Annotated in this window: 16 protein-coding genes; 2 read left to right on the top strand and 14 right to left on the bottom strand. The window is 48.7% G+C overall.

What is annotated here, in order from left to right:
* Positions 1-79: 79 nt before the first annotated feature.
* The 10 genes from AC1DLI_RS18845 to AC1DLI_RS18800 all read right to left on the bottom strand — a co-directional run bounded on the left by AC1DLI_RS18845 (position 80) and on the right by AC1DLI_RS18800 (position 14,843).
* A complete protein-coding gene (locus tag AC1DLI_RS18845; protein ID WP_477605257.1) occupies positions 80-6,025 on the bottom strand; it encodes an S-layer homology domain-containing protein in 5,946 nt (1,981 codons plus the stop codon).
* A 235-nt stretch (positions 6,026-6,260) separates the two neighbouring features.
* A complete protein-coding gene (locus AC1DLI_RS18840) occupies positions 6,261-7,133 on the bottom strand; it encodes a glycerophosphodiester phosphodiesterase (protein WP_477605255.1) in 873 nt (290 codons plus the stop codon).
* 39 nt (positions 7,134-7,172) lie between these two features.
* The gene (locus tag AC1DLI_RS18835; protein WP_477605253.1) at positions 7,173-7,913 is read right to left on the bottom strand and encodes a glycerophosphodiester phosphodiesterase; all 741 of its coding nucleotides are present in this window, start codon (positions 7,911-7,913) and stop codon (positions 7,173-7,175) included.
* 23 nt (positions 7,914-7,936) lie between these two features.
* A complete protein-coding gene (locus AC1DLI_RS18830) occupies positions 7,937-8,767 on the bottom strand; it encodes a carbohydrate ABC transporter permease (protein WP_477605509.1) in 831 nt (276 codons plus the stop codon).
* A 105-nt stretch (positions 8,768-8,872) separates the two neighbouring features.
* Positions 8,873-9,745, bottom strand: coding sequence for a carbohydrate ABC transporter permease (locus AC1DLI_RS18825; protein WP_477605251.1), 873 nt, complete (start codon positions 9,743-9,745; stop codon positions 8,873-8,875).
* A gap of 1 nt (position 9,746) precedes the next feature.
* Positions 9,747-10,817 carry an ABC transporter ATP-binding protein gene (locus tag AC1DLI_RS18820; protein WP_477605249.1) on the bottom strand — a complete coding sequence of 357 codons (1,071 nt, stop codon included), beginning with the start codon at positions 10,815-10,817 and terminating at the stop codon, positions 9,747-9,749.
* Positions 10,786-11,682, bottom strand: a complete 897-nt coding sequence (locus AC1DLI_RS18815) for an HAD family hydrolase (RefSeq protein ID WP_477605247.1) — start codon at positions 11,680-11,682, stop codon at positions 10,786-10,788. Before AC1DLI_RS18815 ends, AC1DLI_RS18820 begins: the two co-directional genes overlap by 32 nt.
* 83 nt (positions 11,683-11,765) lie before the next feature.
* Positions 11,766-13,094: an ABC transporter substrate-binding protein gene (locus AC1DLI_RS18810; protein ID WP_477605245.1), complete on the bottom strand. Its 1,329-nt coding sequence runs from the start codon at positions 13,092-13,094 to the stop codon at positions 11,766-11,768.
* Between the two features lie 254 nt (positions 13,095-13,348).
* Entirely contained in the window at positions 13,349-13,978 is a 630-nt protein-coding gene (locus tag AC1DLI_RS18805; protein ID WP_477605243.1) for a glycerol-3-phosphate responsive antiterminator, read from the bottom strand.
* A gap of 16 nt (positions 13,979-13,994) precedes the next feature.
* Complete coding sequence (locus AC1DLI_RS18800; RefSeq protein WP_477605241.1) at positions 13,995-14,843, bottom strand: metallophosphoesterase family protein; 849 nt, start codon at positions 14,841-14,843, stop codon at positions 13,995-13,997.
* 241 nt (positions 14,844-15,084) lie between these two features.
* Between AC1DLI_RS18800 and AC1DLI_RS18795 the strand changes: the two genes are divergently transcribed.
* On the top strand, positions 15,085-15,762 hold the full coding sequence (locus AC1DLI_RS18795; protein ID WP_477605239.1) for a formylglycine-generating enzyme family protein: 678 nt from the start codon (positions 15,085-15,087) through the stop codon (positions 15,760-15,762).
* Between the two features lie 77 nt (positions 15,763-15,839).
* Here AC1DLI_RS18795 and AC1DLI_RS18790 read toward each other — a convergent pair whose 3' ends face one another.
* From AC1DLI_RS18790 to AC1DLI_RS18780, 3 genes are all read right to left on the bottom strand, one after another.
* Positions 15,840-16,802, bottom strand: a complete 963-nt coding sequence (locus tag AC1DLI_RS18790; RefSeq protein ID WP_477605237.1) for an NAD(P)-dependent alcohol dehydrogenase — start codon at positions 16,800-16,802, stop codon at positions 15,840-15,842.
* Between the two features lie 128 nt (positions 16,803-16,930).
* On the bottom strand, positions 16,931-19,480 hold the full coding sequence (locus tag AC1DLI_RS18785) for a winged helix-turn-helix domain-containing protein (RefSeq protein ID WP_477605235.1): 2,550 nt from the start codon (positions 19,478-19,480) through the stop codon (positions 16,931-16,933).
* Positions 19,481-19,621: 141 nt separating this feature from the next.
* Entirely contained in the window at positions 19,622-19,990 is a 369-nt protein-coding gene (locus AC1DLI_RS18780; RefSeq protein ID WP_477605233.1) for a hypothetical protein, read from the bottom strand.
* A 203-nt stretch (positions 19,991-20,193) separates the two neighbouring features.
* On the opposite strand from AC1DLI_RS18780, the gene AC1DLI_RS18775 reads away from it, so the two are divergent.
* Positions 20,194-21,006 (top strand): alpha/beta fold hydrolase, encoded by an 813-nt coding sequence (locus AC1DLI_RS18775; RefSeq protein WP_477605232.1) that lies wholly within the window; start codon positions 20,194-20,196, stop codon positions 21,004-21,006.
* 220 nt (positions 21,007-21,226) lie between these two features.
* Here AC1DLI_RS18775 and AC1DLI_RS18770 read toward each other — a convergent pair whose 3' ends face one another.
* Positions 21,227-22,147 (bottom strand): NAD(P)-dependent alcohol dehydrogenase, encoded by a 921-nt coding sequence (locus tag AC1DLI_RS18770; RefSeq protein WP_477605230.1) that lies wholly within the window; start codon positions 22,145-22,147, stop codon positions 21,227-21,229.
* Between the last annotated feature and the right edge of the window lie 54 nt (positions 22,148-22,201).

Here is a 22,201-nt window from a genome sequence, read left to right as displayed (position 1 = left end):
CCGCTGCTGAGACCATCAAAGAGAATGAAGGTTCATTGCGGATCTGTGTTCCTTGCTTGCAGGTGTTGCTGAACTTCTTTTATTTCACTGCTTCCATAAGCTTATATATCACTTTTGCGCATTCCGCACGGGTGGCTTGTTTATCTGGCGCAAACAAATCGCCGCCTTGTCCTTCCAAAATGCCTAGTGCAGCCGCTTGAGTGACCGCTTGCTTCGCCCATCCACTAATTTGACTGGCGTCCTTGAAGGCTGCGTCATCATTGCCCGGCACCGTGCTGCTGCCGTTCTTATATTGATACGCATTAACAAGAATAACAGCCATCTCTTCACGGGTAATGCGGCGGTTTGGATCGAATTTCCCATCGCCTGCTCCTTGAATGATTCCGGCTTCGACCGCAGCCATTATCACATCCTCGTACCATATATCCTTCTTCACGTCGGAGAAGGATGCAGCTGTTCCGCTTGGCTTCAGGTCGAGCACGCCTGCGATAAGCTTCACGAATTCTGCCCTTGTCGTTGCAGAACCAGGTTTATAATGATTAGCATCTACTCCGTTGATAACCTCATGGAAAGAAAGCTCCTGAATGTAATCGTAGGCCCAATGGGTTTGTGCCAGGTCGACGAACGGCTTGTTAAACTCCAAAACAGCATAGCTGCCCGGTTTACTAATTTCCGCAATATAACGACCATTCTCAAAGCGGCTTTCTATCCGCTGCTGCGAGCCATCCGGTCCAATCAGGTAAATCGCGGCCAAGCGGGAATTGCGTACGCCATTCGCTTCAAGCGATAGCACGGCCTTATTTTCAAGCTGTTCCACGGCCGCTGTTTTCCCGTCTTGCTGCACGACCGCTATCGTTACTTCCACTGCAGAGCCGGCTTTCCCGAGTAGTCCCTGCTGTTCCATTGATGCTTTCGCTGCCTCAATGGAAACGAGCAGTTGGTCTCCTTTGGAGGACTTAGACAGTAACGCTGTAAAATACGCACCTGGAAGACTGATATCGTCCCCGCCGTTCTTGATCGTTATATTGATTTTGGTCAGCTGCTGCAGCGCATCAGCGGTAAATAATACGGAACGTTGTCTATCTGATAACGTCACCGTTACTTTACCGTCACCGTCCGGATCGGCAATAGCCGCAGGTTTCACGACGAGCGTATCAGGACCATAACTGCTATTGCCCGTGTCTCCGCTACCGCCGCCATCTCCACCGCTTACGATGAATTTACCGGTTGAAAGGGACCAAATATCAGATACAGCTGTTCCGCCAAACGGATCAGCAGCCGCAGCATACCAGCCGTACGTTTGCTCACTGGCTAATCCAAGCCAGTTGACGGAAGCCCTCGAGCCGCTTCCCACTTGTTTTTGTATGCCGATAAGCTCCTTTGTATAGACGTTTAAGCCTATATAATCCGTAGCTACCTGCTTGTCAGGAGCAATCGGAACGAAGGGAAGTTCAAAGTTATCATGTCCTGGATCTTCATAGTAGTTTTCGTCATTCTTGTATGGCGAATAAGTAGAGACATGGATCTTCTCGTTCACCGCATCAAATTCCAGGAAGCGGATAAATCCGCCGCCGCCTTCCTGTCCGCTTTGGTAGTCGGCGAGCATTTCCACGACGACGCGACCGTCAGGCGCATGCTTGACATTGTAGGCCGCACCGTGAATATGGCCGCAGAGCACCATGAATACGTTTGGATTATTCGCGACGACTTCCGTCCATATTTTCTCTCCGTCACCCGAGTACGCGCCGCTCGCAGAGATGTATTCATGCGTGGCGATGATCGCATGGCGGTCAGGATATTTAGCCAATACTTCATTGGCCCATTTAATCGTATCCGCTTCGATCCCCCAGCCAAAATACATGATAATAAAATCTTGTCCGCTGGCGGAAATCAGATCATAATGATCGCGGTTATTGTTAGGGCTGTCCCCATAATAGGGCTGGTCCTCATAACGGTCCTTGCCAAAATATTTGTAATACTCCTTATAGTCGGCTGCCGCGTGGTTAACGTCGTGATTGCCCGCAACGACGCCGTAAGGTACGCCGGCATCCTCAAGTATTTTCTGGCTGTCGCTCGCCGTCTTCCATTCGTCCGGCCGGTCCCAATCATCGACGAGATCTCCGGTATGGACGGAATAAGCGATATTGCGGACATCTTTCTGATTCGCGATATACTGCGTCATTGATTTATAAATATAAGGATAAGAGTCCGAATAATATTGCGTATCGCTGATCCAAGCGAATGTGAATTTTTCTTGTGCCGACGGGATCAGATCTTGTACGAGTACGTGAACGACTTGATTTCTAACCATGCTGCCGGCGTTCACTTTTGCCCGCAATTCGAAATCGACCTCGCCAACGCCTGAAGCGGCGCGTTCCCATACTTCCGTATTGTAATTCCACGTATAGAGCGTGACTTGCCTTCCCGGCATGGAATGACCTTGCCATACGACTTCGACCTCGCTGTCAGCGGCAAGCTCACCGGCAACCGTGAAATCAAAGCGTTGGTACGGGAACTTCTCCTGATCGTTATTCGTAAAATAATCCCCATCCAACTTGCTGAGCTGCGCGATTTCGTTCGACGTCATCGGCGTTTCCCCGGCTGGCGTCAATTCCAGCGGTGGCTCGCGATCCGTTGCGTTCCAGTACGCAGCCTTATTGCTTGTGTCCGAGAAATCATAACGGTAGCCCTTGTAGAACGTTACGTCTAAAGCGTCGCCGTTCGGATCTGTTACCTTCACGCTTAGGTTAGGGCTCGTTCCTGTATCAGAGGTGTTATCGGCAGGCGCGGGTTCGCTTGGTTTATCCGGGTTTTCGGTTTCAATCAAGAAAGTAACCGATGCCTCCGATATGTTGCCCGCATTGTCCGTTACCGTTACTTGAAACGCGTGCTCTCCTTCTTTCAAGCCCGCTGCTTTCAGCGTAGACGGAACGGCGACCTGCTGACCATCAAGCATTCCGGTAATCGAAGCTATGCCTGACGTTACATCCGCTGCATCGACCGCCAGCGATATCGTATCGCGGTAAACTTTACCTTCTTCAAGAGAAAGGCTGGCAATGGCAGGTGCGGTATTATCGACAACAATCTTCGATTGAGCCGTTCCGCTGTTCGAAGTCAGCGACAGCGTATGCTCACCGTCAAGCAGAGCAGCGGTATCGAGCTCGGTGGACACGGCGTTGAATGCTTCAGCCGGCAGCGTTACCGTATACTCAATCAGCTGCTTGGCAGCCGCATCATTAGCACTGCCGTCCCCGATTGCCGTACGCGGTGCGTTCAAATCGACATTCGTATAGGAGCCGTTGGCATTTAAGATACGCCCCGATTCAATCGCGCGCTTGTCTCCGTTCCACAAGACGACCTGTACTCTTTGTATCGTAAAATCATCGTTATTGCCTTCTTGGGCCGTCGGGCTTACTCCATTGCCGGCAGTCAATGTAATCGTATTGCTGCCTGTTCGCAATAAGTTTGCCGTAAGCGGCACGGCGATTTGAATATATTTACTGCTGTTAGGCAGCAAAGCGGCAAACTCGCCGTTAATATACAGCCCGTTTTTGAAAGATGCTTGCATATCGTTTACTTCGAGGAGCAGATAAGCGTCGCTTTGCATCGTTTTGGAAGTGCTTAACGGCATGCCGTCCATTTCTAACGTCAACGCAGCCGCTGGATCCTGGCTTGCGCCTGACACTAGTTTCTTCCCGCTGACAAACTCTCCGTTTTTCAAATTGATGCGCAGAGGAGCTTCCTCGGAGGCTTCATAGTGAAGCTGATAAGGCTGGCCACCGTTTCCTGTCAATGTGCTTGCGGTTTGTAATCCGTCCGAAGCTTCGAAATAATAATCGACCGCTTCGGCATTAAGAAAATGCTGCGCAAGTACGCTATCGGATTTGTAAACATGATCTGACGTCCGTGACATATTGACGCTGCGATAAACCGTTTCATCGCTGCGCTTATAGAACAGAGTCACTTTCTTCACTTGCCCATTGTCGGTTACCGTCGTTTCGAGCGACAGATTGCCCCGGGTTTGCGGGCCTTCTGCAGCCGTATGCGTAATAACCGGCTGTTCCGTATCCGCCTCCAGCTGAATCGCTTCGGCAGGAACTTGTCCGCTGAGCAGCTGCCCCGGCGTCGATACTTGCTTAAAGCCGCGCTCGACCATCCGATTGCCGCCGTCCTGCGGAAATTCGTATACGACCGATGTGCCGTCATCGAAGGCTTGATCCTCCGCTATGCTGAACCATGCCTGCGAGTCTACATCCCCCGCGTCGGTCGTCAAAACAATTCTGCCTTCTTCGCTATTGGACATGCCGTCAGCGAAGAGTACCGCTACGCGCGAGCTGTCGAAGCTGATTTTATGATGGGAAAGGAAATCCGTGATTGGCTTGTCCTTGCTCGCAGCCGATTGCACCCAGATCAAACCGGTTTGCTGGGCCGGAATAACAGTGTCCGTTTGGATATCCCATACCACATAATCTCCATAACGGCTCGTATAGCGAATATGATAGTCTTTCAGCTGTATGGAACGGTTCGTATTGTTGTACACTTCCACGTACTCATAAGCATCACCGCCTTTATTATCAGGCAGAACCTCCGTTATAAGGAGCGGTGAAGCAACCGGCTGCAGCGTATCCGTCACTTGGAACTTCAACGTATTATTTGCCGGATAACGAACCGTATTTGCACCGTCAGCTGCTTCGAAGTAGTAGAGAATCATACCTGCTCCAAGCAGCTTATCCTTTGTCAATAAGGCTTCATATACATCCTGAACGTCAGACAACGTCATAGGGATTGCCGTAAATTCAGGAGCATCGACTTTTTTGTACATGAGCTTAACGCTCTCGAGCTTCTGGTCATCCCTCACCTTGGCTGTTAGAACGAGATCTTCCGCAACGGTGGAAGAGAACGGTCTTTCATGCTCAACCGTCGGCTTCAGGAAATCTTCGGGCAGTGTCATTCCCGCCTCCGGCAATTGCCCTGCCAGCAGTGTGCCTGGTGTTGGCGGTTTTACCTTGGAGCCGATCTTCACCATCATCGTATTGCCTTCCGCATGGGCTTTGTAAATGATGCTCGAATGATCCAGATTGTCATGAGTTCCGCTTTCGACAAAGCTGGAACCGTCTGCGCTGTCATTGTAACGGGCAGTAGCAATAACCTCGCCGGCATCAGTAGCAATCGAGACGCTTCGTCCGGAATCGTTTTTGAAATTATAATTGCCGAATCTTATGATTTGATCTTCCGTCAAGCTGGTTCCATAATTGGTGTTAAAGCTCGCAAGGTCTCCGCTAGAACCTTCAATCCAATTCCACAGCACGACGGTTTCCCCTGGCTGCAGCACCTTTTCTGTTTTCAAATCAAGCTGAACCGGCGCAGTAGCCAGGTTCGGATAGCCGTATTGGATCTTATACTCATTCAGCGGAATAGGCCGATTGCTGTTATTGTATAGCTCGACATATTCCCAGCTTTCCGGCAAATCTTTGCCGGAAGCGCGTGCATTCGATACGATTTCCGTAATTAGCAGATAAGGGCCTTTGCCTTCCAAAGGTTCAATATTCAACGTGTAAAAGCTCGCAGGCACTTCTGGACTGCGCACAGTCGACGTGCCATTACTCGCTTCAAAATAATAGGAAAGGCTTGTCCGTCCATTCATGGCCGCCTTCGGAATGATACCCGAATAAACGGCAGTACCGTCCACATTCGGACCGCTGGTCAGGGAAACCGGCACGAATGCGCCGTCTTCGCCTTCATAGTTCAAGGTCACGTTCGGAACGCCATTGCTCTCGTATACGGAAGCCGTAACGGTATAATCTTGCTGCTCGATCGGTGTTGTATTCGGTACAAAGGTAATGACTGGCTTTTCTGTCTCGCTTGCAATGGCATCTTGTCCAGCGTCGCCCTGCAATGAACCGATATCCTCCGCAAACGTTGACGGAGTAGGAAAAGTACCCGCAAAAATAACGGCTGCCGCAATCATGATCGACATGATTTTTTGAGCCGTTTTTCTTTCCTTGCCCTTCAATTTCAACTTCAATCAACTCTTTCCCTTAGATTATAACTGCCTCATGCACGGACTAACCTACACGTCTCTCCTTCAGGGTTTATTTTCCATTTCCAATTATAAGAGCGAAAAATCAGAACATTATTATTGGGATATGTAGTTATTGTTAATAAATTGGAAAATGTTCCAGTCACAACCAAAGAACCCATAACATGCAGCGGCTAAACAGCGTTTATCTGCTGCACATGCTATGGGTTTCTTATTGGTATTAACCAGGAAAATCCGTAATAATTCCGTCCACGCCCAGCTTCTTCATACGCTCCATATCCCGTTCGTTCCGTACGGTCCATGCCATCACCTTACGGCTGCGTTTATGGATTTCACGTACGAGTTCTCCATCAAGCAGATCATGCCTGTAGTTAATGTATGACGCGTATGAAGCGAGTTCATCCAACGTATCGCCAGACAATGGATGTTGATCCTTGTGAACCAGTACTGCAACGGGAATTTCGGGCAGCAGGGAATGGATTCGACGAAGCGATACGCGGTCGAAGGATTGTATAATGATAGCTGAGCTGTTTTTGTTTTCGATCATACGCTGTAAACGATCCGTATCCGTTAATCCAGCAACTTTTAGCCGAGGCCCGTTTCGCCGCACGACATCCGCCACTTTTTCTTCAATGCCAGGATAGAGCGTCGGATTTTTAATCTCAATTAACATGCCAATTTTCCCAGCGAATCGGCTCATCACTTCTTGAAACGATAATATGGTTTCGTCCGCATAATTCGCATGGGAATAGCTCCCTGCATCCATGCCTTGCAGCTCGCTGAGCGTATAGTTGTTCACATTGCCAATGAAATCCGTCGTTCTATCCACCGTAACGTCGTGAATGACGACAAGCTCTCCGTCCTTGCTCATCTGTACATCGAATTCAATGAAATCGGCGCCTAGCCGCTCGGCCAGCTCGAAAGCGGCCATCGTATTCTCGGGAGCGTAACCGGAAGCTCCGCGATGCGCGATGATGAGCGTCCCCTCAGCTGATTGGAAACCAGCGGCAGACATCGTCAACGCCGCACTGCATAACATGAACAATACCAATCCGATCTTACGCCAAACCACGGATGCTCTTCGACTGGCCATTGCTCCGCCTCCTTTTACCTTAACCATGAACCGGCCGACTTAGGAAGTGACGCGATCTCCTCTGACAATTCGAAGCACGCGGTCCGGATGATTGGTCGTAATGCGCATATCAGGGTATTGTTCGATGATACGGGTAAGAATGTCCGGGTCGTCGACCGTCCACACGCCTAGATCGATGCCATTGTGAATCATCTCTTCCACGAAAAGGGGCGTTATAAATGCATAATGTATGGACACGCTCGCAGCGCCCGTGTACCGAAGCTGTTCGATCAGAAGCGTAGGCTTGCCTAAGAAAATAAGTCCCGTCCGGATCGTAGGATCGATCTCGTTCGCCCGCTTCATGGAATCATGATCGAAGGAAGAGAGAGAGACCTCCTCCTGCATGTTATGGCGCTGAATGATCGCAATCACTTTCTCCTCGATGCCTTCATATTCATCGCCCATCGACTTCAGCTCCACATGAAGCTTGCAGCGTCCTTTTGTAAGCAGAAGCACCTCCTCCAGTGTCGGAATCCGCTCTCCTTCGAACGATTGAGCAAACCAGCTGCCCGCATCCAATTGACGTAGTTCTTCTAAGGTAAACGCTTTGACGGGACCGGTGCCGCTAGTCGTCCGATTCAGAACATGATCATGAATAACGACGGGGATTCCGTCCTTTGACAAATGCACGTCGAGCTCAATGATAGGGATATCAGGGTCCGTCATAGCCAGCTTGAAAGCTGCGATCGTATTCTCGGGCGCTTCTCCCGACCATCCGCGGTGAGCAACAATTGTTATCATATCAACTCAGTCCTTCCGATCTTTTATTTAACGCCGTTATAAACAAATGCCTTAATGATCTGACGCTGGGATAGGAAAAACACGACCAGAATCGGAGCGACCAGTATCATGTTGCCGGCCATCAAAATGTTCCATGTCGTCACGCCCTCTACTTCCCTAATCTTTGCGATCCCAAGAGGCAGCGTTCTCGCTGTTTCGTTCGTTGTCATGACGAGTGGCCAGAAGTAGTCATTCCAATGGGCAATGAAGCTGAATAAAGCAAAGGTGATGAGCACCGGTTTTACCATCGGCACCATAATTTGCACAATGATTTTCCACTCGGCTGCTTGATCCAGTCTTGCCGCTTCAAGTAACTCATCCGAAATTTGCATGAATGCCTGCCTCAGCAGAAAGATGCCAAACGCGCTCGAAGCAAATGGAAGAATTAGACCGAGATGTGTATTAAGCAGCTTGAATGCGCTGAGCTCCAAGTAAACAGGTAGAAAAATTAACTGCGCTGGAATCATCAACGTTACCATGACGATGCCAAATAGAAAGCTCGAGCCTTTGAACTTATACCTTGCAAAAGCATAAGAAGCCGGAATAATCGTCAGCATCTGCAAAATGAGTATGCCAACGGCAATAATAACGCTGTTCACGAAATAACTTAGGAATGGCCCTGTGTTCCAGGCATCGGCGTAATTTTGCCAAACAAGGTTATTCGGAATCCATTCAGGCGGAAAAATCATCGTCTCCGGCAGCGTCTTCAGCGAGGTGGAGAGCATCCAAACAAAAGGCAAGGCGAAGATCAGCACTAACGCCAGCAGCCCTACGACATTAAATACACGCAGCGCGGCCCGTAATGCTTTAGACAAAATCACTCGTTTACTGCGTATGAAAGTCAACTTGTCTTCGGCTGCAACCAAAGCAGGCTTGCTGCCGATTAAACGGTTTACGGCTTTCAAGACCTCCACTCCTCTCTAACGGTAATGAACGCGATTCGACAGCAGCTTGAAATAAATCAATGTTAATATCCCAACGATGACCAGCAGAATGACGCCGGCAGCGGAAGCATATCCAATCTTGAAAAACCGGAAGCCGTATTCATAGATGTAATACACCAGCGTGTTGGTCGAGTTGACCGGGCCTCCTTGCGTCATGATCGCGATGGTCTCGAAAACTTGAAACGATCCGATCATGTTGATGATCACGAGGAAAAAGATCGTTGGCGACAGCATCGGCAGAATCAGCTTCGTGAAAGTCGTCCAAGGTTTTGAACGGTCCAAGGACGCAGCTTCGTAAATATCGGCGGGAATGCTCTGCAAGCCTGCGATAAACACAAGGGCGTTGTATCCGAGCCCTTTCCATACGGCCACCATGACGAGCGAGATCAATGACGTGCTCGGATGGGACAACCAGTCCAGCTTGCCAAAGCCAAAGAGGCCGATCACCCAGTTCAGCAGACCGTATTCGGGATCCATTAGCCAGCTCCACAGCAGCGAGATGGACACAAGCGAAATAATATGCGGGCTAAAAATGGCTCCCTGTACGAATCCGTGGAATAAGCTTTTTCCGTTCAGCCACAGCGCGAGCAGCAACGCAAAGCCAGTTGTCAGCGTCACGGTCAATACCGTATAAATTGTCGTGTTGGTGAGCACCTGCCGGAAATCCGGCTCCGCAAGCAGATCCTTAAAGTTCTGGAAGCCTACAAACGTCTTGGTCGGGCTGACAAAATTCCAGTCGAATAGACTTAAATAGATCATGTAAAAGATTGGATATATGAAAAATAACGAAAAAATGATAATAGCCGGCGCAACCATTCCGTAAGGACGCAGCTTTCCCCATACGGTCATATCAGATCCCTCCAGCAGCAATCAGGCTTCTCGTGCTCACCTGAATGCCGCGAAGCCGTTCCCCGCTCGGCCCAAAATAATAGAGATGCTCATGCGGAACCGTAACCTTCACATGCTCGGCAGTTTCAATGGGAGCAAGGAACGTTTTGACAAAAAAGATGCCGGCCTGCGCTTGAATCTGGTAAATATGCTCGGCGCCCAGACTCTCGCGAGTTATTATTTCACCTTCTATGACATAACCCTCGATACCCGCGTTCTCGCCGAGGAGCGCCTGCTCCGGACGGAACCCTACATAACCGATGCTGGCATTCGTCAGAATATCAAGCCCATGTACATCTGGTCTTTTCATCATGTTCATGGCTGGGGTGCCGATGAACTCCGCGGTAAATCGATTGGCCGGATCATGATAGAGCTTCATCGGGGAGTCGGCCTGCTGAATGACTCCCTTGTTCATCACGACTATCTCATCCCCCATCGACATGGCTTCCACTTGATCATGCGTCACATAGACAAAAGTGGTTCCAAGCCGTTTATGAAGCTGGATTAGTTCCGTTCTCATCTGGTTGCGCAGCTTGGCGTCCAGATTGGACAGAGGCTCATCGAGAATGAACACCTTCGGTTTTTTCACCATCGCCCGGGCGAGGGCAACCCTCTGACGCTGTCCGCCGGACAAGTGCTGCGGCTTCTTGTTCAGATGCGGCGTTAACCCGACAATCTCCGAAATGTCCTGTATCAGCTTCTCGCGCTCGCTTCTCGCAACACCTCTATTTTTGAGGCCGAATTCAATATTGCCGCGAACGGTCATCGTTGGATACAAGGCATAGTTTTGAAAAACCATCGCCACGTCCCGCAGTCCTGGCGGCGTATCGTTTACGCATTTGTCGTCAATCCATATTTCTCCGCCAGACTGCTTCTCCAGACCGGCTACCATGCGTAGTGTCGTTGATTTGCCGCAGCCTGACGGTCCAACGAGAACTGTAAATGAGCCGTCTTTGATCGTTAAATTCAAATCCTCAATGACGGTTTCATCTTTGAATGTCTTACTGATATGCTTCAGCTCGATCTTCGCCATTCGATATTGACCTCCTTGTAATGGATTGCTGAATCACACGCATGAGCTGCGCCAGTTCATCGAGCGTCGTTAGCCGCAAATCCCAGATTTCCGGATCACTGCTCGGGTAAGGGGATATAAAGCAGGTTCTGCCGCCCTTCCGCTTGACCGGGTGCAGATCATTCCAAGGGTTATCGCCAATCGACAAAATTTCATGCGCCTGATACCCCTGAGCAAGCAGAGATGTGATACAGTCATCCATGCCCAGTGGCTTCTCGGCGCCGCAATGCACTTCTTCGAACAAATGACGGATTTTCATGTAATTCAGGAACTCGATCCCGGATTCCAGATACGTATTCGTCATGAGAATTTTTTGATGGGTAGCAGTAAGCTCCTCCATGGCCTCAAACAAATCATTGTGCACCTCGAAATGATAAGGTGCGAGGATCATCTCGCTGCGAACCCGTTTGAAAGCCGTTTGCAGTTTCCCTTCGGGAAGCTTGTATTTGTGACTGACAACTGCCGCAATTCCCCATGGATCACCAATTGGAATCAGATCATGAGCTTGCGAGGACAGCGCTCCATACGAGAGTGCGCGTTCATCGATCGCAGCCCCTTCCCATGTATAGCCTTGAACGAAGCCATCCTCATTCCGAACGAGCACCAAATCATCCTGCTTATGATAGAAATGCCCGAATTGAAAGGGATGTTTTCCCGTCAAAATGTCCCTTCCCGCGCTGATGGCAGCCTCTGTTTCTCCTTCGTGCTCCGTTCCCGCAAGCAAATAACGGATATAACGTTCCAAAAATTTGTCTTCCTGATAGAGCGTTCCGTCCATATCAAAAATAATGATTTTTATGTCAGACAACCATTTTTCGTTGAACATAGGATGTTACCTCTCTGTATTTAAAATTAGCGGAAGAGGGCATGAACACCCTCTCCCTATGCCCTAGCTAGCATTGCAAAGCTTTACTTACTTAGCAGCTTGTTGGCCTTCTCCGCAGCTTGGTTTAACGCATCCTGCGGAGTCGTTTTTGGATCAATAATGGCCTTTTGAATCGATTCCTTAATTATTTTTGCTATTTCCGGATACGCGTTCTCCATCGGGCGCGGTCTTGCATATTCCAATTGGTCAACGGCTACCTTAAACTGCGGATACTCTTCAAAATGCGCCTTCAGCTCATCGCTCTCCACAGCGGACAGACGGGTCGGCAAGTAACCGACATGCTTATGCTGGTAGATCGTATTTTCCTTGGAAGTCATCCATTTGATAAATTCCCAAGCCGCTTCCTTCTCTTCATCGCTGCTCTTCGACGTCATCACGAGCTGACAGCCGCCAGTCGGAACGCCGTAGCTGACGTTAGCGGGCATAAACGCCGTTTCCAATTCAAAGCCGTTGCCCTTCGCAATTTCGAGGCTTCCGGTTACGCCGGCAGTGGAGCCGAACTTAAAGGCGGACACTTGATTTGACCAATCTTTATCCGCTGTCGCTCCCGCTTCATCACCTACAGGCATTTTGATAAGCCCTTCACTGGTTAGCTTCTTCCAGAACTCTACCGGCGCAACGCCTTCAGGCGAGTTGAACGCTGCTGATTTGCCGTCCTCACTCAGCATTTGTCCGCCGCTTTGGGCAACTAGGCCTTCATAGAACCAAATGTCGACCGCCACCGTCATGCCGACCTTTCCCTTCTCCTTCAACACGCGGGAATACTGTTCAAGCTCATCCCATGTTTTAGGACCAGCCGGATCAAGGCCAGCGTCTTTCAGCATCGTGACATTTTTGTACAAAATCGGGGTGCTGCGCATAAAAGGAAGTCCGTACAGCTTCTCGTCCACATAGGCATTGCCCATTAGACCGGGATTAAAGTCTTCAAGCTGAAGCTGATCCTTATCCCTCTCCGCGTAAGTCGTCAGCTCTTCCAGCATGCCGGAGCGAGCGAATACGCCGGTAGACGCGATTTCGAGGTCCGTTACGGCAGGGGCATCACCCGCTGCGAATGCCGCCTGTACTTTGGCATGAAGATCTTCGTAATCGCCTTGATGCTCGGCAATGACTTCAATTTTATCCTGTGACTCATTGAACTCTTTGACCATATGCAGCTTCGCCTCTTCAATTTTGTCGCCGAATGCGTACCAGTACTTAATGACGATTTTTTCGGCTGCTGCGGCATCCGTGCTCTCCGCATTTCCAACGCTGCTTGTATTGCCGTTGCTCCCATTCGTCCCGTTTGTCCCGCATGCCGCGAGTACGACTACCATGAAAATTGCTAGCGAAAGTGCTGTTAACCTCTTAACCATTGTCCAACTCCACCTTTTCCATTTTTTTAATAGGTCGGCTGCAAGCGTAAATGGCTGATGCCGGCCTCTCTGGCAAAAGCATCAAAAAAAGAAACCTTAATCCTGCCGGGGACATAAGCGTCCACAGCGGATAAGGTTTCTCCATTGCTCCAACCGATTGCTATTTACTTTTCATAATGAATAATAAACGATGTTTATTAAAACTATGTTATCTAGTTGCAAAGATTATATGAATTCGTCCTCTTGTCGATAGACTAAATGATTTGTTTAACCTTCTTCTTGCTTGGAAAAGGCTCCGCGCCGCTCCAAAGCTCGGGCTTTGAAGAAGAGATCGCGGTTGCCCCGTGCTTTAGGCATTCTTCCGCATGGCTTTGCTCGTACAATAAGCCCCCAGTAATAATAGGGAGGGAGGTAAATGCTTTCACCTTGCCGATCATGTCGGGAATCCGGGCAGGCATGACCTCGATGATGTCCGGCTCGATTTGGCACAAGCTTTTGGCTATATTCTCCAGACCCTCCGTATCGACGAGGAAGAAGCGTTGAATGGTTATTAAGCCCAATCTTTTCGCCGTTTTGATCACATTGGTTTTCGTCGAAATGATGCCTGACGGCTTAATGACCTTCGCCAAGTATTCGAGACCGTAGTTGTCCGTGCTAAGTCCGCCTATCTTCTCGAGATGCAGGAAAATCGGCAGCTGATGCTCCTTGAACAAGTCGACGTAGCTTTTCACAGTGCCGATATGCCCTGTCAGTAGAAAAATACCGCTTAATTGGCTTCGACACGCCAGCGCAATTTCGATATGCCTCGGATCTTTAATCGAAGCGATCATTTTATGCGTAGCGAGCCCCTTCAAGAAAGCGTCATGATTGCCTGCGTTCTTCATCTCTATAACCTCGCTTCTATTTTTGCGGCTGCTCCGTCTTCATTAAGGAAACCATAATTTCCCGATCCAAGTCCATTCCCCGGGCGTCAGGATTAGGTTTGAAGTGCTTCATATGCTGATGCAGCATAGAAGCATGTTTTTGAACGTCTTTGTCTGCGATATCGATGGCCGAGATCCGAATCTCCCCTTCCAGAAATTCAAGAATTCGGAATCCATGCTGATCCAGACAGGCAGATAGCTGTACGAATGTCCAGTTATTCTGCGTTACGATGGAATCTACATGCGTGTGACCGTTGAAATAGATGCCAACCCCATTTTTTCGATTCAAAATGCTCCATATATCGATGCTCGGATGAATCGAGCCTTTCTCCGTCTCTGATCTTGCCGTAGTGTTATATACGGGATGATGGCCAAATACAAGCAGCGGCTTCGAACCCGAAGCATCAATCAACCTTTCCAACCATTTCAGTTGTTCATCATCGATCCAGCCGCCCCAGTCTTCGAAATCCATCTCCTTCGCCGTATCCAGGAAGACCAGCATAGCGGTATCAGTATCAATGGCGTGATAACGCTGCTGGCCCGTAATTTCCAGTACTTCCCTTCTCGTCTGCGTATAGAGATCATGATTGCCCAGCACGTGAATAAACGTTCTGTCCTTATGCCTTAATATCTCGTATACCTCCTGAAGCTCCAAAGACGATCCCAAATTCGTAAGATCTCCAAGCGATATATGCAAATCTGCGTTGATATCCAGAAAACGTTCCAGCAAGGTGTGATAGAATGTTGTGCGTGCCTCCAGCAATCCCGGAATCGAATGATCGATTTCGTGATAATGCAAATCTCCCATCAGAACTAATTTCATCATTACTTTCCTCCCGGCTAATACAAATTGGTCACTTCCTCTCTAATGGTATAGGAAAAGTATCGTTTATCTGTTAAATAGGAAAGTAGTTTTTGTAAAGGCTCGTTCAAATAATTACCACATTTTTCTGGACTTGTAAAAAAATTGAGGGTATATTGGGAGCAAGAAACCGGCACAAGTACCATTGCGCTCAATAAACTCGCATGAAAGGCGGGAACCTCCCATCAACGCACCACCTTATCCCATGGTAAAAATTCCAGGCGGAGAAATAGAATTAAGAGACGATAGGACAAAAAGCAAATGGAAGACTAATATAAGTCCATTCCTTCTCGCCCCGCATCCAGTGACTAACGATCTATACTTCGCTACTACCAATAAAACACCTATTTCTATTGACGGAGATCAATCGCCGGTTGTGAATATTTCTTGGAATGATGCCATTTCTTTTTGTAATCTGCTTTCACAAAAGGCTGGACTGAAAGCTTGTTATTCCGTAGGTATGGATGGTGAAAGTATCCTTTGCGATTGGGAAGCAGACGGTTATCGCCTTCCTTCAGAAGCCGAATGGCAGTATGCATGTAAAGCAGGAACTACGGGCTATAGGTACGGAGAGATAGACAGGATTGCTTGGTATAATGAAAATTCAGGAGGCAAAATCCATGAGGTAGGGAGAAAGGAGCCGAATGCATGGGGGTTGTATGACATGCTCGGAAATGTGTGGGAGTGGTGCTTTGATCTGTATGATGAAAAAGTATATGGCTCCTACCGCATTTTTCGCGGCGGGAGCTGGGCTGAAGAAGCCAGAGGCTGCGGGGCATCGTGCCGTCGCCGCAGCCACCCTACATTTTGTATCGATGACCTTGGCTTCCGTATTGCCCGCTCTATTCGTTTGTACAATAATGGTTTGGCAACGGAAACCTAATACGATAAAAGTTGAAGCCAAAATATCGGAGGCCTTTTTCGTGATAAACAATCACTTTCACTTAGGTCTCCTCTCCATCATATCGTGATGACTACGTTTCCTTTTTTATGTCCTATTTCAACATACCTGTGAGCCTCGGCAGTCTGCTCCAACGGGTAACATCTATCGATAACCGCCTTTATTTTCCCCGCCTCAAAAAGCTCCCTAAGGAAAATTAGATTCTCTTTATTCTGCTTTAATCCCGCCGCCACAAACACTGCTTTTTTGCTGCCGATTTTAGCAGTCCACGCCATTTGAGCCATAACGGCCAGCGATGGGACCGTTGTAAGATAGACTCCTTTTTGCGTTAACGAACCTTTACACTGTGAAAATGAACGTTTGCCTACCGTATCGAAAATCACGTCATAGCGTTCACCGTTTTGGGTGAAATCCTCTTTGGTATAGTCAATTGTTTTGCTTGCTCCCAGAGTCTTCACCCATTCTGAATTTACGGCACTGCATACTCCGGTAACTTCTGCCCCATAGTACTTGGCAAGCTGCACCGCATACGCACCTACCGCTCCAGAAGCGCCATTAATAAGTACTTTCTGCCCGCGCTGAACATTCGCTGTATCCCGAAGGAACGTCAACGCGGTTGTCGCCCCATCACAGATAGCGGCGGCTTCCACATAAGTCATAGCAGCTGATTTTATGGCCAACGGGGCGCTTTCAGACAGACATTTGAATTCGGCATAAGCCCCAAAGTTAGCATTGCTCATCCCAAAAACTTGGTCACCTTCTTTGAATATTTTAATATCCTTGCCGACTGCTTCAATTTCCCCGGCCAGCTCAACCCCTAATATAGGAAATTTAGGTCTCGTAAGGCCAAACACTATTCTTATCATAAAGGGATCGGCCTTACGAAAGGAGCAGTCCGCTTGCGTTACGATTGCCGCATAAACTCTAATCCGAACTTCATTGTCCTTAGGAGCAGGTTTTTCAGCTTCTTTGAACTGAAGCACATCAGGTGAACCATATTCCGGGCATAAGATTGCTTTCATTACCATACCTCCGATTGATCCAGCCCATTATTAAAATTAAGATCTTTAGGATCAGCATTACGCTTTGTCATTTTAATATAGACGCAATACAGTATTGATATGTAGATACTAAAGTATGGTTTAAGGAGCTACAACAGATTCAACTCGCGTGCGCGAGCAACGGCTTCGGTACGCCTTTGGACCAATAGTTTGTCAAAAATGTTCCGATTGTGACCTTTAACCGTACTTAAGGCGAGGAAAAGCCGCTCACTAATCTCGAGATTCGAAAGTCCCTGGGCAATGAGCCGAAGCACCTCCAACTCGCGTTGGCTGAGCGGTTCGATTAGAGACTGCGAATCCAGTGCAAGTGGTAAATAAAGATGGGGATAGTCTACGTCCTTCTGCTCCTCCGCTTTAATTACAGCTTGCAGCTTGCTTGCATAATCCGGCTTTATCCCGCGAGCAATTGCTTCGGATAACAGCCCGGCCATCGGAGTACCTTCGTCGATAAAAATTCGGATGAAGCCGCCCTTCTCTGCCAGCGATAACGCGTCACTCAGCTTTTGCAGAGCCTTGTCTTTGTCGTCCAGCATATGCAGAGCAATCGCTTGTAGAACCATAACCTTGAGCCGCTCATCCTCCCAGCCCCTTTCCTCCGCCTGACAGAGCAATCGCCCCAGCGCAGCCAGTGCTCTCGCGGCTTCTCCCTGGGCGAGGTGTACCCGGGCTTGGCTCATGGGGAGGTCATGCTTATGAACCAGATGGGCAGCTGCCGTCAGATTGCCAAGGCGTAGCAGCGTATGTACTTGCGCGGCAGCGACTTCATGCATCTGATGTGCAAAGTTATACCTGATCACGAGCTGTGAAGCCTTAGCTAGAATAGCCTCCGCACCGGCCGCATCTCGCTGGGCAAGTTTCAGACGGGCGAGAAAAGCTTCACAAGCAATGGATCTGTCTGTGTTTTCTATCTGCTGCGCCAGTCGGATGCTACGCTCCGCATGCTGCGCAGCCCTATCCATATCGTTCCATTCAAGGAATATTCGGGCCAGGCCAAGATGCGCTTCGCAGGCAATCGGCAGCGGAGGATCGCCTGCCAGTTGAAGGACGCGCAAGTAGGTCTGCACTGCAAGATCGAGCTGATTATCTGCTTCCTGCAGATTGCCTAGGCCAATTGTAGCGGATATGGTGATGATCATATGTCCAATCGCCTCACTGATCGAGATGGCTTCGGTATAAGCCTCGCTGGCTGCCGCGCGGTTTCCCTGAAGTTGGTAGGCATAGCCCAGCGTCCAGATTGTGGCCGTGCGGACAGGCAGGTTTCCTGGATGCAGATACTTCAGTGCGCGGTGCGACTGGGCAATGATGATTTCAATCTGATGCTGGCTGACAGCTAACGCCGCCCTTACGGAAGCGATGTGTCCGATAAGGTCCCGAGTGTTATCATCTTGCTCGGCGGCTTGCAGGGCTGCTTCGGCAGCTAGCAGCTTCCGTTCGACGCCGTTCATTTGTCCGACCATTAATAACGCTGAGCCATACATCACCCACAACGAGGGTCTCGCATCCAGTACCGCTGCCGGCAGCACCTTTAACCATTTTAGTACCGGGGTAACCGCACCGCGGAAGTGCAAGGGCATGCCCCCTCCTTCCATCAGGCGCGCGGCGCGATCCACATCATTAGCGGCCGCAGCATGGTGAAAGGCTTCAAGCTCCAGGCCATTCTCTTCATACCACACGCTGGCAAGCCTGTGCAAATCAGCCACTTTTCCATGCAAGATAGGCGTCTGGTGAATTCGCTGCCGCAGTAAATCAGCGAAGAGATGATGATAACGATACCAGCGCCGCTCGCTGTCGAGCGGGACGATGAACAGATTGGCGTGCTCGAGATATTTCAACGTTTCTTGACCGAAAGCATCGTGGTTGAAGGACAAAACAGCATCACAAAGGGAACCGCACATGCGATCTAATATAGAGGTGTACAGCAAAAAAGTCTGAATACTTTCGGATTGCTGCTGCAGCACTTCTTCAACCAGATAATCCAGTACGAAACGGTGGCTGCCGGTGAAGGATTTGATGAAGCTGGCTGCATCTTTATGCCCTTGCAATGAAATCGCGGCTAATTGCAAGCCGGCAATCCAGCCTTCCGTGCGGGTTTCAAGCAGGATGATTTCTTCCGATGAGAGTTTTAAGCTCATCACTTGGGTGAGAAATCCGGCTGCTTCTGTAGGATTAAAGCGCATATCTGCTGCGCGCAGCTCGGTTAATTGGCCCCGGACGCGTAACCGGGCTAGAGGGAGATCTGGATCCATACGGGTTGCGATGACTAGATGCATCTGTGGAGGCAGATGCTCGAGCAGAAAGATGAGGATATTGTCAACCGGTTTAGCATTGATCATGTGGTAGTCGTCAAGGACGAGAATAAATGGGTCTGGAGCAGCGGTGATTTCATTAATCAAATTCGTCAGAATCGATTCGATTGGCGGCTGAGGGGATTGAAGCGCACCAAACAAGCCTTCTCCAATGTTTACTCTAATCGTCCGAATGGCAGCAATGAGGTAACTCAGAAAACGCGAAGGATCGTCATCTCCTTCATCCAGCGAGAGCCATGCGGCCGGCCGCCTGCAGCCGGCAACCCATTCGCTGACCAGCGTCGTTTTGCCAAAGCCTGCAGAGGCAGAGACTAGCGTCAGTTTGCCGTGCATTCCTTCATTCAATCTCTCGATTAATCTCGGTCGTTGGATAACTTTAGGCCGGGGCGGCGGGATATATAATTTAGTGGTTAAAATTGGCATTATCATGGATCAATTATAATAATCGCTGCTCTCCGCCGTCAATGGATAAACCTAATGCCCCGAGCCCTCTAATAAAAATCCATTCCTATTCTCAATTTCCCATTCTAATTGCTTCATATATTCAATCATAGATGAACAGGTTTCTTTACGAATGGATCCAGGATAGTCTTTGATTTGAAGCTGTATTGTTCTTTCAAAATCTTTACTCTTTCTTATGAACGGTACACATCTCTTCTTCTGATATGTAACTAACAGCTTCATCAATGCTTCCCACTTCTCCAGCTCCAAGGTTAATACAAAGATTTTATACTGGTTATCTGATTCGTAACTGAAATTATACCTCTCGAAAGACTTTCTGTTTTGTATTTGCGATTGCAGCCCAATAATTTTTGTTTCAATATCCTCAATGATTTCAAGCATTGCATCATCTCATTTCCGTTTTCATTTAGAGTTATGAACGCAAGAAAAGAACATGCGTTCTCCCATTAACAGCATGTCCTTTATTAAGGAAAATAAACTAATTTGATATGTATGAACATTTTTTCAAAGAAATTTTCTGATGTGTCGATTTGACCGTCGGCGGTTCGTCGTCTTCATATACACCAACACAAAGGAGACTTCCCATGTACACATTAACTTCAAAAGACGGAACCAAGATCGCCTATGACAAAGTTGGTCAAGGGCCGGCACTCATACTGGTAGCAGGTGCGTTTAGCTATCGAAAATTTCCGGGGCAGGTGCAGCTGGCTAATCTGCTGTCAAAGCATTTCACGGTTTACAACTATGACCGCCGCGGCCGCGGCGATAGCGGAGACTCACAGTCATATGACATCGCGCACGAGCTTGAAGATCTTCAGGCCATGATTGTTGAAGCCGGCGGCTCGGCAAATGTTTGGGGATTGTCATCCGGAGCGGTGCTCGCTCTGCAGGCAGCAGCGTCAGGGGTAAACATCACGAAATTGGCGCTGCATGAACCTCCATTCGTGATTGGTGCCGCGGACCGCAAACCGCCGAAAAATTTCGCAAGCCACTTGAATGAGCTTATTTCCGCTAACCGCCGGGCTGAAGCCATCAAGTATTTTATGACCAAGGGTATGGGTGCTCCTTCATTCGTTGTCGGCTTGATGCGTATAATGCCGGGTGTGTGGTCCAGGCTCATGGCCGTTGCGCACACACTCCCCTACGATGCAGCTTTATTGGATGGATATATGGACGGAAAGCCGCTGCCTGTCAACATCTGGAGTAAAGTCACAATGCCCACGCTTGTGCTGGAAGGCACGGAAAGCCCGGCTTCGCTGCGTCATGGAGCCCAAGCATTAGCCGGCGTGCTCTCCAATGCGCAGCTGCTCAGCAAAAAGGGACTCGGTCATACCAAGAAGCTCAATACCAAAATGATTTCAACCGAGCTTACGGCATTTTTTATGGGCAATCCATAAGCCGTATCGCGCCACTCCTTATTATTTTGGTTATGGGGATTAATACTTGGATTGGAGTAATCATGGGGAGCGCAGCAATGGTGGCTTTCGGTGCGTTTCGGCTCTAGCTGCCCGAGTACGCGCCGAAGCCTTCAAGGCTAAGGTCCGACATAATAGAAAACAGCCCTTTATGGGCTGCTGCATGTTCATTTTGGATATGCCAAGGGGAATGATGCTTGTTTTATTTATCATGACTAACTGTTATGACTACATTTCCTTTTTTATGGCCTTTTTCCACGTATCTATGGGCTTCAGGAATTTGTTCTAACGGATAGCTTCTATCAATGACCGATTTTATTTTCCCGGTCTCGATAAGCTCCTTGAGAAGAAGTAAATCTTCCGTACGTTCCTTAGCCATCCCCTGCCCTTCAACGGATACGAATGCCCCGTTTGGGGTTAGTGCTTTCTTGCATTCTGATTTGGCGCTTTTACCAACCGCATCAAATATGATATCGTAAAGCTCCCCACTTTCCGTAAAATCCTCATTCGTGTAATCAATGACCTTATTTGCGCCCAGAGATTTCACCAATGCTAAATTCGTAGAACCGCATACCCCGGTAACCTCTGCCCCAAAGTACTTTGCTAGCTGTACCGCGGAAGTGCCTACTGCTCCAGAAGCGCCATAAATAAGAACCTTTTTTCCACTCTGGATATTGCCTTTTCTAAGAAAATGTAATGCAGTAGTTCCTCCGAAAGAAACAGCAGCGGCTTCCTCAAAGGACATATTGGCCGGTTTAATTGCCACTAATCCGTCTTCAGGCAGACAGGTGTACTCGGCATACGCACCAAACTTCATACCCGTTAATGCAAAAATTTGGTCTCCTATCTTATAGCGTTTGACGTCTTTGCCTATTGCTTCAATTTCTCCGGCCAACTCCACCCCAAGTATAGGTTTTCTTGGTTTTCTGAGACCTAAGATTAGGCGCATGGGGATCCAGTATAAAATAGGACTTTCAAAACCTCGAACTCTACAGTCCCCTGATGTTACGGTAGTCGCATGAACTTTCACGAGTACTTCATTGTCTCTAGGAATCGATTTTTCTACCTCTTTAAGCTGGAGAACATGAGGTGGTCCGTATCTTGTGCATACGATTGCTTTCATGAGTCACCTCCAAGGTTTATGCTCTATCGAACTTCTCTGACCTCATATAACGTA

The sequence above is a fragment of the Paenibacillus sp. 01T443 genome (genome assembly GCF_056398325.1).
Note: the sequence above shows the minus strand (reverse complement) of the source record. Positions and strands in the feature narration are given on the sequence as shown.